Below are 13,432 nucleotides of genomic sequence, written 5' to 3'. Positions count from 1 at the left end.
ATGCTCGTAGTGCATCCGACAGGTTAGAACTGAGCTATACGCTTCGAGAGATAAGTGGTTCGCCGCTGACAGTCAATCAACCTGTTTAAGATCAATCTCTATATTTCTCTATGGAGTTGGTAACTATAGTTCAGGGGCTGCGCCTGCTGAGCAGGCAGAAGATCATACGCCTGCAGCAGTACAAGATAATAAGCAAACGGATTAATTGCCCCGAAAAGCACCCCGCGCGCCCAGTCCCCGGCGCTTGCCTGAACAAGCAATGCCGTTTTTTGCTGCAGGATCAGAATAATGGCCAGAACAATTGGAGGTGGGTTTATAGCATAGCCTCGGCAGTGTGGCAACATGGTAATTAGCGGCCTCAGCAAAACCCCGATTTAGAATTGCCGGCACCGAAAAGACGCGGCTTGAAAAAAAGATAAGATTCTGGTACTTCCCTTTTTTTGCATTACACCAAATTTATTAGGAATATTAAGTCAACTACCCCTCGGCTGAAGACCGAGGGGCTTGAAAAAGCCCCAAAGTTGACCAGTCTAAGTGCTTCGAGCACTACGTTAGATCGGAAATAGGTACCCTGGGGTGCTCGCCGGCTCCAGGTTCTACGGTAAGTGGTTAAACAGGTTTAAGGGGTTAAGTCGGTGCTGCTTGCGCCAAACCCGATCATAACATTGACGAGGCAAACATTACCTTGGAAACAAGAGGATTTTAAAATTGAGCGTATTTGTTCTGGACACAAACAAAAAGCCACAGAATCCGGTACATCCGGCAAAGGCAAGATTGCTTTTAACAGAAGGGAAAGCCGCAGTTTTCAGACAGTTCCCCTTCACGATCATTTTGAAAGAGAACGTCTTGGACGTGGCATCAAACCCATTGCGGATCAAGATTGATCCGGGCAGTAGAGAGACCGGAATTGCCGTGATTAACGACGATTCCGGAGAGATTATTTTTGCCATGGAACTGAGACATCGAGGCCAACAGATCAAAAATAATCTGGAATCAAGACGAGCCGTCAGAAGATCCCGGAGAAACCGGAAAACGCGATACCGGAAGCCGCGCTTTGATAACCGGACCAGGGCGGAAGGATGGCTGCCCCCTTCATTAAAAAGCCGGGTTCACAATATCGAAACCTGGGTCAAGCGGTTGTGCCGGTTTTGCAATATTCAGGCAATTTCAATGGAGTTGGTTCGGTTTGACATGCAGAAAATACAGAATCCCGAAATATCCGGTGTCGCGTATCAACAGGGGGAACTCATGGGTTATGAGCTACGGGAATACCTTCTGGAAAAATGGGACAGAACGTGTGCCTACTGCGGAAAAACAGATATCCCGTTGGAGATTGAACATATCGTGCCGAAATCGAAAGGCGGTTCAAACAGAGTCAGCAATCTGACACTGGCCTGTACGGTGTGCAACAGGAAGAAGGGGAACAAAGCACTCGAACAGTTCCTTTCAAGGAAACCGCGACTGTTGAAACGAATTCAAAAGCAATCCAAAGTGCCGCTCAAGGATGCGGGCGCCGTCAATGCGACCCGATGGGACTTGTTCCGTACCTTGAAAAAAACCGGACTGCCGGTTAAAACCGGCTCCGGCGGTCTGACAAAATTCAACCGGACGACCAGGGGACTTCACAAAACGCATTGGCTCGATGCCGCCTGTGTAGGCAAAAGCACACCTGAAAAGATGTTTCAGATCGACAAAACCGTGTTGATTGTAAAGGCAGACGGTCATGGTTCAAGGCAGATGTGCAGGGTAAACAAGTTCGGATTCCCCCGGACAACAGCAAAGTCAACTGAGAAAAAAGTCAAAGGCTTTCAGACGGGCGACATCGTCAAGGCGGTTGTCACTTCCGGCAAAAAGGTTGGAACGTACATCGGGCGTGTCGCTGTCAGAAAAAGCGGATCATTTAACATTAAAACAGTGGACAAAACAGTACAGGGCATTAGCTGGAAATACTGCAGGCTGCTTCACGCATCTGACGGTTATTCCTACAATACGACGTGCTAAGGTCCGGTACCTGGACTACTAAATTATTATAAGGAGGGCGGCAATTCCTCCCCTGAGCTAAAGACTCAGGGGTTTCCTTGCCGCATTTTATGAAAAACGCAGACTTTTTAACAGGCATTACCACCTCGGGTACGCCTCACCTTGGCAACTATGTCGGCGCTATTCGACCGGCTGTTGAATCCAGCAAAAATCCGGACCTGACCTCTTATTATTTTCTGGCAGATTACCACTCCCTGATAAAAAATCATGACCCGGAAAAACGAAAAACATCCACCCTTGAAATTGCTGCCGCCTGGATTGCCCTGGGGTTGGATTACAATAATTGTGTATTTTACCGGCAGTCTGATATTCCCGAAATTCCGGAACTTACCTGGATTTTAACCTGCTTGACCGCCAAGGGGCTGATGAACCGCGCCCATGCATACAAGGCGGCAGTCCAGGAAAACGAAGAACAACAGAGAAAAGATCCGGATCAGGGCATTACCATGGGCCTTTTTTCCTATCCCATTCTCATGGCAGCCGACATTCTCATGTTCAATGCCGCCAAGGTGCCCGTGGGCAAGGATCAGATTCAGCACCTTGAAATGACAAGGGATATTGCCGCAAAATTCAATCATACCTACAACACGTTATTTGTGTTGCCCGAGGTGGTTGTGGATGACACGGCTGCCGTACTCTGTGGCCTTGACGGGCGCAAAATGAGCAAAAGCTACAACAACTTTATTCCACTGTTTGATACGGAAAAACGGCTGCGCAAAATGATCATGAAGATCCAGACCAATTCCCTGGGCCCCGATGAACCCAAAGATCCGGATACCTGCACGTTGTTTTCAATTTACCGGGCCTTTGCCACACCGGAACAGACAAAAGACCTGGCACGACGCTACCGGGAAGGCATTGCCTGGGGCGCCATGAAACAGGAATTATTTGAATACATTAATGATATTTTAAAAGAACCCAGACAGCGATATGAAGCACTGATGGCCAACCCCAAAGATATTGAAGATATTCTGAAAAAAGGGGCGCTTCGGGCCAGGGAATATTCGGTACCTTTCCTGGATAAAGTCAGAAAGAGCGTTGGGATTCAGTCACTGTCTTAATCCCTTCACTTCTTTTTCGGTGAGATACCGCCATTTGCCGGGGGGCAGACTGCCAAGGCGGATATTGGCCATGCGGATCCGTTTGAGCATGGTCACCTGATTGCCGGTTTTGCCCACCATTTTCCGGATCTGGCGGTTTAACCCCTGCTTTAAAACAATTTTAAATCCATTTTCAGAAACCCTGTGGACCCTGGCCCGCCGGGTTTTTTTTCCGTCTATCACCATGCCCTGGGCCATGGTCGTCAGATCCCGGTCGCTGACAGGCCGGGTCGTAAACACCAGATACTCTTTTTCATGATCATGGGAGGGATGGGATAACCGGTTATGCAGGTCACCGTCATCGGTGAGCAAAACAAGCCCCACGGAATCCTTATCCAACCGCCCCACGGGATAGACTCTTTTTTTTACCGGCACAAGGTCCAGGATAATTTTTGCATTTTTCTGGGCGCAGGTTGTGACCACCCCTTTGGGTTTGTTGACGGCAAGATAGGTATATTCGCGGGTTTTATCCGATGTATAGGGAACCGGCTTGCCGTCAAGACAGACCTTATCCGTTGCCGGATCAGCCCGGGTGCCAAGCGCGTCTACAACCATGCCATTCACTGACACCCGGCCCTCAAGGATAAGGGTCTCGGCCTTTCTGCGCGAACAAAGCCCGCTATGGGCTAAAATTTTCTGCAGCCGGATACCGGGCACGGCTTCAGGATCTGTAGTCGGTATTAATTTTGACATAGTTTTCACTAAAGTCACAGAACAGGAACTGATCCCGGCCCTCTCCAAGATTGAGATCCAGAACAATGGTGATTTCATTGTGCTTCATAATGTCCGCCGCTTTTTCTTCCGCCGCCTTACCCTGCCACTGCCCGCTTTGAACCAGCAGGACATCGTCAAAATACAAGTCCATCTTATCCTGGTCCACGCTAGCTCCGGATCGTCCTGCGGCCGCCGTGATCCGGCCCCAATTGGGGTCCTGGCCGTAAATGGCGGTTTTAACAAGCGGGGAGTGGGCAATGGCCTCGGCTGTTTTAAATGCATCCTCAGCGGTCAGAGCGCCTTTGACCGTGATGGTGGCAACCTTTGTGGCACCCTCCCCGTCTTTGACAATCTTTTTAGCAAGCTCATAGCAGACCTCATCTAAAGCCGCCTGGAATACCCCAAGGGCGTCATCATTGTCGATCACGGCCTGCCCTGCCCCGTTGGCCATACATACAAGGGTATCATTGGTACTGGTATCCCCGTCTACGCTAATCCGGTTAAAGGAACGGGACGCGGCATGGGTCAGTGCCTGTTTAAGCAGATCGCTTGAAATATCAGCATCCGTAAATATGTAGGCAAGCATGGTGGCCATATCCGGCCGAATCATACCGGATCCTTTGGCAACGCCCATAATGGTGAAGCTTTTTTCATCCTCGGCGGTATTGATTGTTCCCTTGCGGGACACCATTTTCGTGCAGGTATCCGTGGTGAGAATCGCGCCGGCAAAATCCACAATTGTACAAACGTCAAGACTTTTCACAGCTTCTGGAATTTTTGCTTCAATTTTATCCACAGGCAAAGGCGCACCGATCACCCCGGTGGAAGAGACCAATACATGTTCAGGGTTAATGTTAAGGGCGTTGGCCACAAGTTCAACGCATTGTTCTGCATGGGCGATTCCCTGTGCACCGGTAAAACAGTTGGCATTGCCTGAGTTGACCAGTATTGCCTGAAGCATGCCCTTTTCCATGGTTTTTCTGCCAAGCATAACAGGGGCTGCAACCACCTGATTTTGTGTAAACAATGCTGCCGCACAAGCAGGTTCTTCCGAATAGATCAGGCCAAGATCCAAGGATCTGTTTTTTTTAATTCCGGCACAGATTCCGGCAAATTTAAAGCCTTTCATTTTATTTTCCCTTTCTTTCTTAAGTCCATCTCAAAAAATTGATCGTAAAGTATAGTGAGGTTTCAGCCCCTTTGTAAACATAAGTAATAAAAAAATTAGAAAACGGTTAAAAATCATTTGACAAGAAAAAAATAACTGAGTATACACTCAAACAAAATGAGTAGTCACTCAATATTTAGAGGTGTTATGTCCAAAAAAGATGCCATACTACAGGCTGCTACGGTGCTGTTTTCCAAAAACGGATTCAAAGAGACCTCCACCGCTGATCTGGCAAAATTGATCAATGTGGCTGAAGGAACTATTTTTTATCACTTCAAGACCAAAGAAAAGTTGTTTTTAGCGGTTCTTGAAAAGACCAAAGAAATGATTCTGGAGGAATTTGATACGTATATGGGAAATCAGCATTTTGACAGCGGCATGGGCATGATTGAACGTGCGGTATCCTTCCATTTATACCTGGCCGGCACGCTGGAGAATCAATTTCTTCTTTTGCACAGGTACTATCCCTACCACATGGCAGAGGCAGTACCTGAATGCCGTAATTATCTGGAAGCCATTTACGACTGTCTTGTTTCCATCTATGAAGACGGTATCGAAATGGGGATAAAGGACGGTTCCATTGATCCGTTGCCTAGCCGCAAAACCGCCTTGATTATCTTTTCCATGGTGGACGGGGTGGTCCGGTTTAAAACGTACAATCTGTATAATGCCAATGCACTGTTCAATGAGCTTGTAACTGCCTGCAGACGTATGCTAAAGACTTAAGACAATTAATTTAGAAAGGTGTTCGACATGTTAACCAAAATACTGCCGTTCATAGAGTGGTTCAAAGATTACTCCCTGGCCAAATTCAAAATTGATTTTGTGGCCGGACTCACTGTGGCCCTGGTGCTTATTCCCCAGTCCATGGCCTATGCCCAGTTGGCAGGTCTGCCGGCCTACTACGGCCTTTATGCCGCTTTTTTGCCCCCCATGATCGCTTCATTGTTCGGGTCCAGCCGCCAGCTGGCAACCGGTCCTGTCGCCGTGGTCTCTTTAATGACCGCAGCAAGTCTTGAACCGTTGGCATCCGCCGGAAGTGAAGCCTTTATTGCCTATGCAATTGTCCTGGCGCTTACTGTTGGTATTTTCCAGCTGCTGCTTGGCATTCTTCGCCTGGGCCTTATTGTTAACTTTCTGTCCCATCCTGTTGTGAACGGTTTTACCAATGCTGCGGCAATTATCATCGGTACCTCCCAGCTGTCTAAACTGTTCGGCGTATATGTGGACAAGGCGCCTCACCATTATGAAACCATTATACGGGTGATTGAAAGTGCCTTTCACTACACCCATCTGCCCACCCTTGGCATGGGGATTTTATCCATCGCCATCATGGTGGGGTTAAAGCGGCTGAATCCAAGACTTCCTTTTGTACTTGCTGCGGTTGCCGTCACCACGATCATTTCCTGGGCCACCGGCTTCCAGCATAATGAAATGGTGACAATTACCCAAATCATGGATAAAAATGTCCAACAGGATATCCAGTCATTCAATCTCACGGTTCAATCCATCAAAGATTTAAGTGTTGAGCGTACACAACTTACATCCAAGATAGAAAGCAGTCATGATGCCTCCACAATTGAAAAACTGGATTTACAATACCAGTCCACAGTTATCACAGCGAGAATAGATGCAGCCAAAGCCAAGGCGTCCGACATTCGTACCCGGCTTCGGGAGATGCACTTCAGTGCTGTTGAGGACAGGGGTAAAGGCATTATATTCTATGCAAAAGACAGCCCGGAGATGCCGGATGCCGGAGCGGATAACAGAGTATATCGTATCCGGATAGGTAATAAAGCCGTTGATACACAGGCCATAAAGCTGTCCGGCGGCGGTGCCGTGGTCGGTGACATCCCCAAAGGGCTTCCCAAATTAGGTGTGCCCGCTATTAACGTTTCCGTATTCCTGAAGCTTTTACCCTATGCCATTATCATCTCTTTGCTCGGTTTCATGGAAGCCATTGCCATTGCCAAGGCCATGGCGGCCAAAACCGGACAGCGGCTTGATCCCAACCAGGAGCTTATCGGCCAGGGTCTTTCCAATATCCTGGGCTCTATCGGCAAAAGTTATCCGGTATCCGGTTCTTTTTCCAGAAGTGCCGTCAATCTCCAGGCCGGTGCTGTTTCCGGTCTCTCCAGTGTTATAACCAGCCTTATGGTCATCATCACCCTGTTGTTTTTTACACCGTTGCTTTATCACCTGCCCCAGGCAGTCCTGGCTTCGGTTATCATGATGGCGGTTATCGGGCTTGTGAACGTTTCCGGTTTTATTCATGCCTGGGAAGCACAGTGGTATGACGGCCTGATTTCCGTAATTACCTTTGTTGTCACCCTGGCTGTGGCACCTCATCTGGAAAGTGGTATCTACATTGGTGTCGGCCTGTCTTTGGCTGTATTCCTGTATAAAAGCATGCGCCCCAAAATCAGCATCCTTTCAAGGGGCGAAGATCAGGCACTCAAAGATTCGTGTGTACATGAACTTGCCACTTGTGCTCACATACAAATGATCCGTTTTGAAGGTCCGCTGTTTTTTGCCAATGCCAGCTACCTTGAAGATGAAATAAACGACCGTATCCAGGAGGCATCGGATCTAAAACACTTTATTATCGCCTGCAACGGTATCAACGATATAGATGCCTCGGGCCAGGAAGCGCTGGCCCTGATTATTCAGCGGCTGAGAAGTGCCGGATACGGCGTATCGTTCAGCGGGATCAATGATGCGGTTTACCGGGTACTTGCACGTACGCATTTGCTTGAAGAGATCGGGGAGCAAAACATTTACCCCACCATGGAAAAAGCACTGGCAATTGTTCATAAACAAACCCATGACAATACCAAAGAAAATGAGTGTCCATTACTCGTAAGCTGCCTGGAACCCCAAACGACTAAATAACAGCCATGGCGCAACACCCGAGGCTTAAGTAAGCCACAACGAAACATGAAACTCGATCATTGAGTGAAAGAACATTAACAACCTATTGGAGTTTTCATATAAAAAGGAGAAATCCCATGTCTATACTGACATTTTTCAGCGGTTCATATTGCGGCAAAGCGTCAATCATTTCAGATGTTATTGATCAAAGCGGATTTAAATTGCTGTCAGACAATGACCTGCTCGCCTCGGCCGCCCGGTTGTCCGGAATGTCCGAAAATAAAATTGCCCGCTCGTTTCTTGAAAAAACATCGGTGTTCAATAAGTTCACCCATGAAAAAGAGCGCGCCATTGCGTATCTGCGTCTGGCCATGGCAGAGCTGATGTCCCAGGATAATTGCGTGATTGATGGATTTACAAGTCTTTTGATCCCTGCCTCCATAAGCCATGTATTAAGAATCTGCCTGATTGCAGACAAGGCATTTCGAATTGAACAGGCCATGCAAGCGCAAAACTTAAGTGAAAAAGATGCCGTCAATCTGATATCAAAGAATGACGAATCGTGCAGTGCATGGTCTAATACGCTTCACAAGATTGCCGATCCCTGGGATGCTTCCCTTTACGACATCCTTCTGCCCACGGACAAAATGACCAAAGATGAAGCGGTATCCCTGATTCTTGAAAATTTAAAAAATGAAGTGATTCAGTCCACCAAGGCGTCCAGGAAGGCTGCCGATGATTTTGCCCTGGCAGCACGGGTGGGGGTGGCATTGTCTAAAGAAGGCCATAACGTAGAGGTCAGCGCCCGGGACGGGTTGGTCACGTTGACAATCAATACCAAAGTGCTTCTTCTAGGAAAACTTGAAGAGGAGCTTAAAAATATTGCCCAACAGGTTGAAGGGGTCTCTTCGGTTGAAACCCGTATCGGCAAGGGGTTTTACCAGGCAGATATCTATCGCAGGTTCGATTTTGAGGTCCCGTCAAAAGTTCTTTTAGTGGATGACGAACGTGAATTTGTACAGACCCTTTCCGAAAGACTGCAGATGCGGGAAATGGGATCCGCCATTGCCTATGACGGTGAATCCGCGTTAAATCTGGTGGAAGCGGATGAACCCGATGTGATGATCCTGGATTTGAAAATGCCGGGGATTGACGGTATTGAAGTGCTTAAAAAGGTCAAGGCATCCAGGCCTGAAATTGAAGTCATCATTCTAACCGGCCATGGGTCAGATGCAGACAGGGAGATCTGCATGAAGCTTGGGGCCTTTGCTTATCTGCAAAAGCCTGTGGATATAGAAGAGTTAAGCCTGAATTTAAAGGCTGCCAATGAGAAAATAAAGCAGAAACAAAAGTAAACGCGATATTATAGAAACAGGATCATTATTATGGCCCAGGAAACTAATAATACAGAAAAAAAGTCACAAGGCACGGGCCCAGGCACCAAACTACTTATAGGGGAATTCCTTAATTATAGACGGATATGGCTACTCTCCTTTGTGCTGACAGCCGCATTTGCCATTATTCCTGTTATTTTTTTTGCCGTCCTGGACTACAATTTGACCCAGCGGTCTCTGGAAAATGATGCTGAGGCCAGGGCTTCCCGCCTGGCCTCTAATACATGGCGCTCACTTGCCTTTTTTTTAGATGAACGCAAAAATGCATTAAATTACGTGGTACAGTCCAATTCCTTTGAGCAGCTTGAGAACACACCGCAACTGACGGAAATTTTAGATTTTCTGCATGAAAGCTTTGGGGGATTTACGGATATCGGCATTATTGACGCCACGGGGGTTCAAAAAGCCTATGCCGGCCCCCATGGCCTTGCAGGCAGGAATTATAAGGATCAGCAATGGTTCAAAGACACCATGACCCATGGAATTTCCGTAAGTGATGTATTTCTGGGGTTCAGAAATGTTCCCCATATTTCCATTGCCCTGCGTCATACCACCCCGGATAATACCTATTTCATTATCCGGGCCACGATTGAGCATCAGCTGCCCAAAATTTTATCCGAAGTCAAGACATCGGGTAACGGGGATGCCTTTTTGATCAATGCACGGGGCGTGCTTCAAACACCGTCCCACTACTTTGGCAATGTGCTTGAAAAAGCAAACATTGCATTACCCCTTGCCACAGAACAAACCCGTACCATGAGGATTACATTAGAAAATCGACAGGATCTGATCGCAGCATTCAGACACATACCCGATACCCCGTTTATTCTGGTGGTGCTTAAATCCCAAAAGGAGATCATGTCCCCCTGGCATCACAGCCAGGTGACATTAATCCAGTATCTGGGTATCAGCATATCCGTCGTTCTTTTATGGATCTGGGCCGTAACCACATATTTTGTCCGACGTCTGCAACTTTTAGACCGCAAACGTTCCAAATATTTTCACATGGCTGAATATGAAAACAAGATGGCTTCCATCGGCCGGCTTGCCGCAGGTGTCGCCCATGAAATCAATAATCCGTTGGCCATTATCAATGAAAAAGCCGGTCTCATAAAAGATATGGCGCATTTCAAGGAAGAACTGAAAAAGGATACCAGACTTCTTGAAACCGTGGATGTTATCCTTGCATCTGTGAAGCGGTGCAGCAGGATTACACGCCAGTTACTCAGTTTCGGTCGCCAGACCCAGACCGCTCCCGTACCCTTAATCCTTAAATCCGTTCTTGATGAAGTGCTGGTGTTTCTGATAAAAGAGGCTCAGTTAAAAAATATTTTTATTGATATAGATGTGCCTGATGATCTGCCTCAGGTCGTTGGCAACCGGGGCAAGCTGCAGCAGGTTCTTTTAAACATCGTAAATAACGCATTTGCCGCCATGCCTAAAGACGGCAGGCTTTCCGTCAGTGCACAAAAAACGGATGACCCATTTGTTCGCCTTGATATAAGAGACAGTGGATGTGGTATTTCTCCTGAAAATCTGAAACATATTTTTGAACCGTTTTTTTCCACAAAGACCAATCAAGGCGGTACCGGGTTAGGACTTTCCATCACCTATGGTCTTGTCCAGGAACTGGGTGGGCGGATTAACGTAGAAAGCAAGGTTAATGAGGGCACTACATTTATTATATATCTGCCCACAACAACACAGAAAGAAGAGTGAACTATGCAGATACTTCTGGTCGATGATGAGAAAGAACTGGTCTCTACCCTGGCAGAACGCCTTGGGTACAGAGGAATTGACGCACACTGGGCAGCCACGCCCAATGACGCCATCTCCATGCTGTCTGATCAAAATTATGACATTGCGGTTTTAGATGTTCAGATGCCGGATATGAACGGCTTTGAACTCAAGGAACAGATGGAGGGCATATGTCCTGAACTCAAATTTATTTTTATGACCGGCCACGGGTCTGAAGAATGCTACTATGAAGGATGTTCCCATACCGGAGAGGCTTTTTATCTTGTTAAACCTGTGGAAATTGACAGCCTGATTGAAAAGCTCAACAAGGTCATGCTTGATGGAGGAAAACGTTGAAACACACGGCTCAGGAAATGATAACGCAATACGGCCCGGCTTATTTCGGCCGGATGGGGGCATCCATATCCCATGATATTAAAAACTGTCTGGCCATCATGAACGAAAATGCAGGACTGATGTCGGATCATCTTATGATGGCACAAAAAGGTACTCCGCTGGATATCGAACGTTTTTCAGAGATTGTCCAACGCATTGAAAAACAGATCGCCCGGGCTGATGGTATCGTGAAATCCCTTAACAATTTTTCCCACAGTATGGACAACCCGGAACAACAGATAGATCTGGATGAAGCGGTGGGGCTTGCGTTTGGTCTTGGCGCCAGGATCATTGCCAATAGAAACATTAATATAAATCATACCCAGGCTGCCGACAAACTTTATGTGAACGGATCACTTTTCTTTTTATTGTTTCTGATCTGGTCAATTTTAGAAAAAATAACGGAAAATCTTGCATCAGGTGCCCTTCTCAATATATCTTCTATAAAAGATGAAAATAAACAGGTCTGTTTAAGTTTTCAATGCGAACAGCCTTTTGCATCGGATTTTGGGCTAGAGGCAAGCGGCCGGACATTGGATCTATTCCAGGCAAAACTGGTATTGGATGATCAGCACAACCGGGCTGACCTGATATTTGGCAATTAAAAAAATTCCCATAAATAACACCTTCTTTAATATCAACTAATTAAAAGGAGACCCCGGCAATGAGTGATGAAAAAGTTTTAATCATAGATGACGAACAGGAGTTTACACAAGCCCTGGCAGAGAGAATGACGACCCGGGGAATGACGGTGAGCACTTCGAGTTCCGCCATTGAAGGTCTTAAAAACGTTGAAGAACATTCCTTTGACGTAGTGGTGCTGGATTTGCAGATGCCGGAAATGGATGGTATCGAAACGTTAAAAGTCTTGAAAAAGAAAAAACCTGAACTTCAGGTCATTCTTTTGACCGGGCATGCCACGGTTGAAAAAGGTATCGAGGCCATGAAATTAGGTGCCATGGACCTGCTTGAAAAACCGGCTGACCTGACGACCCTGACGGAAAAAATCAAAAAAGCCCAGGCTAAAAAGATGATCCTGGTGGAGAAAAAAGCAGAGGAAAGAATCAAGGATATCATGGAGACCCGGGGATGGTAACCCCTAATACTTAGGTGTTTGAGCGGTTTTTTTCAACGGACAAAAAAACGGACAAAAAAAGGGATAAAAGCGTGCGCCATGGCTTTTATCCCTTTTACCTGAAAAATATAGATTGTCATGTATTTCCTCGCCTCAAACATTTCGATCTGATCAACCGAATTTTACATGCCAGACGCATAATAACAGCTGAGTGATAAACTTTAAAGCTTTTTTTCAAGGAGAGCGCTAAGACAATTGATAGAAGGCTCTTAGATAATTAAAGTATTTTATAAGGTGAAAAAGAACATGGAGATAAAAGCCAAACTACTTGAAATTTTTGAAATCCAGCAGATTACTGATACGTTCAAAAAAAGAGAGTTTGTAGTCGAATATGCAGAAAACCCCAACTACCCTGAATTTATAAAATTTGAGCTTATTCAAGACAAATGCGAACTTCTTGATAAATTCTCCAGCGGTCAAGAGGTTGAAGTTTATTTCAATCTAAAAGGCCGAAAATGGACCAGTCCTCAAGGTGAAATTAAATACTTTAATACACTACAAGCCTGGAGAATTCTGGCAGCAGACGGTGAACAGACAGAACAACCACCGATGAATGAGCCTCCTGATTTCGACGAAACACCATCTTTGGGGGATGATGATATTCCGTTTTAGGCTTGTCACCATATGTAATACTTTAACAGAAAACTGTCCCCCAGGGGACAATTTTAAATACACTGGTAAATTGATACAAACACCATTCCGCCTTATCAAGGGATTGATTTAGTTAACTTTCAAAGAAAAGTTAACAAATTTTGGCATCCTTCATATAAGTTCAAAAGTACTTTACAGTTTTTATCATCAGAATTTTGATCGCAACTATCTTGTCACAGCAAAATACCGTGTTTATTATACTCAAATATGAATTGTGATTATCTCA

At 46.2% G+C, this 13,432-nt stretch carries 13 protein-coding genes; 10 read left to right on the top strand and 3 right to left on the bottom strand.

Features of this window, described 5'->3' with window-relative positions:
- Positions 1-98 precede the first annotated feature (98 nt).
- The gene (locus HXW94_RS16835) at positions 99-344 is read right to left on the bottom strand and encodes a hypothetical protein (protein ID WP_178368066.1); all 246 of its coding nucleotides are present in this window, start codon (positions 342-344) and stop codon (positions 99-101) included.
- 364 nt (positions 345-708) lie between these two features.
- On the opposite strand from HXW94_RS16835, the gene iscB reads away from it, so the two are divergent.
- Together iscB and HXW94_RS16825 are read left to right on the top strand one after the other, a co-directional pair.
- Positions 709-2,001 (top strand): RNA-guided endonuclease IscB, encoded by a 1,293-nt coding sequence (iscB, locus tag HXW94_RS16830; protein WP_178368065.1) that lies wholly within the window; start codon positions 709-711, stop codon positions 1,999-2,001.
- A gap of 77 nt (positions 2,002-2,078) precedes the next feature.
- On the top strand, positions 2,079-3,101 hold the full coding sequence (locus tag HXW94_RS16825; RefSeq protein ID WP_246294158.1) for a tryptophan--tRNA ligase: 1,023 nt from the start codon (positions 2,079-2,081) through the stop codon (positions 3,099-3,101).
- Here HXW94_RS16825 and HXW94_RS16820 read toward each other — a convergent pair.
- Positions 3,090-3,833: a pseudouridine synthase gene (locus HXW94_RS16820; protein WP_178368064.1), complete on the bottom strand. Its 744-nt coding sequence runs from the start codon at positions 3,831-3,833 to the stop codon at positions 3,090-3,092. The genes HXW94_RS16825 and HXW94_RS16820 overlap by 12 nt on opposite strands.
- A complete protein-coding gene (argJ, locus tag HXW94_RS16815; protein ID WP_178368063.1) occupies positions 3,802-4,983 on the bottom strand; it encodes a bifunctional glutamate N-acetyltransferase/amino-acid acetyltransferase ArgJ in 1,182 nt (393 codons plus the stop codon). The genes HXW94_RS16820 and argJ overlap by 32 nt, the downstream gene beginning before the upstream one ends.
- 186 nt (positions 4,984-5,169) lie before the next feature.
- Here argJ and HXW94_RS16810 point away from each other — a divergent pair, with 186 nt between their 5' ends.
- The 8 genes from HXW94_RS16810 to HXW94_RS16775 all read left to right on the top strand — a co-directional run bounded on the left by HXW94_RS16810 (position 5,170) and on the right by HXW94_RS16775 (position 13,167).
- Complete coding sequence (locus HXW94_RS16810) at positions 5,170-5,748, top strand: TetR/AcrR family transcriptional regulator (protein ID WP_178368062.1); 579 nt, start codon at positions 5,170-5,172, stop codon at positions 5,746-5,748.
- Positions 5,749-5,775: 27 nt separating this feature from the next.
- A complete protein-coding gene (locus HXW94_RS16805) occupies positions 5,776-7,914 on the top strand; it encodes a SulP family inorganic anion transporter (protein WP_178368061.1) in 2,139 nt (712 codons plus the stop codon).
- Positions 7,915-8,030: 116 nt separating this feature from the next.
- Entirely contained in the window at positions 8,031-9,248 is a 1,218-nt protein-coding gene (locus HXW94_RS16800) for a response regulator (RefSeq protein ID WP_178368060.1), read from the top strand.
- Between the two features lie 30 nt (positions 9,249-9,278).
- Positions 9,279-11,006: a sensor histidine kinase gene (locus HXW94_RS16795; protein WP_178368059.1), complete on the top strand. Its 1,728-nt coding sequence runs from the start codon at positions 9,279-9,281 to the stop codon at positions 11,004-11,006.
- A gap of 3 nt (positions 11,007-11,009) precedes the next feature.
- Positions 11,010-11,381 carry a response regulator gene (locus tag HXW94_RS16790; RefSeq protein ID WP_178368058.1) on the top strand — a complete coding sequence of 124 codons (372 nt, stop codon included), beginning with the start codon at positions 11,010-11,012 and terminating at the stop codon, positions 11,379-11,381.
- Entirely contained in the window at positions 11,378-12,025 is a 648-nt protein-coding gene (locus tag HXW94_RS16785) for a sensor histidine kinase (RefSeq protein ID WP_178368057.1), read from the top strand. Before HXW94_RS16790 ends, HXW94_RS16785 begins: the two co-directional genes overlap by 4 nt.
- A gap of 59 nt (positions 12,026-12,084) precedes the next feature.
- Positions 12,085-12,516, top strand: coding sequence for a response regulator (locus HXW94_RS16780; RefSeq protein ID WP_178368056.1), 432 nt, complete (start codon positions 12,085-12,087; stop codon positions 12,514-12,516).
- Positions 12,517-12,801: 285 nt separating this feature from the next.
- Complete coding sequence (locus HXW94_RS16775; RefSeq protein ID WP_178368055.1) at positions 12,802-13,167, top strand: DUF3127 domain-containing protein; 366 nt, start codon at positions 12,802-12,804, stop codon at positions 13,165-13,167.
- Positions 13,168-13,432 lie beyond the last annotated feature (265 nt).

This window comes from Desulfobacter latus (assembly GCF_013389365.1).
In the GTDB taxonomy this organism is placed as follows: domain Bacteria; phylum Desulfobacterota; class Desulfobacteria; order Desulfobacterales; family Desulfobacteraceae; genus Desulfobacter; species Desulfobacter latus.
Note: the sequence above shows the minus strand (reverse complement) of the source record. Positions and strands in the feature narration are given on the sequence as shown.

Bases quoted from the DNA above. Each gene is read 5' to 3' on its own strand.
- HXW94_RS16790 (WP_178368058.1), top strand. From the start codon at position 11,010: ATGCAGATACTTCTGGTCGATGATGAGAAAGAACTGGTCTCTACCCTG.
- HXW94_RS16820 (WP_178368064.1), bottom strand. From the start codon at position 3,833: ATGTCAAAATTAATACCGACTACAGATCCTGAAGCCGTGCCCGGTATC.
- HXW94_RS16800 (WP_178368060.1), top strand. From the start codon at position 8,031: ATGTCTATACTGACATTTTTCAGCGGTTCATATTGCGGCAAAGCGTCA.
- HXW94_RS16775 (WP_178368055.1), top strand. From the start codon at position 12,802: ATGGAGATAAAAGCCAAACTACTTGAAATTTTTGAAATCCAGCAGATT.
- HXW94_RS16795 (WP_178368059.1), top strand. From the start codon at position 9,279: ATGGCCCAGGAAACTAATAATACAGAAAAAAAGTCACAAGGCACGGGC.
- HXW94_RS16780 (WP_178368056.1), top strand. From the start codon at position 12,085: ATGAGTGATGAAAAAGTTTTAATCATAGATGACGAACAGGAGTTTACA.
- HXW94_RS16805 (WP_178368061.1), top strand. From the start codon at position 5,776: ATGTTAACCAAAATACTGCCGTTCATAGAGTGGTTCAAAGATTACTCC.
- argJ (WP_178368063.1), bottom strand. From the start codon at position 4,983: ATGAAAGGCTTTAAATTTGCCGGAATCTGTGCCGGAATTAAAAAAAAC.
- HXW94_RS16835 (WP_178368066.1), bottom strand. From the start codon at position 344: ATGTTGCCACACTGCCGAGGCTATGCTATAAACCCACCTCCAATTGTT.
- HXW94_RS16810 (WP_178368062.1), top strand. From the start codon at position 5,170: ATGTCCAAAAAAGATGCCATACTACAGGCTGCTACGGTGCTGTTTTCC.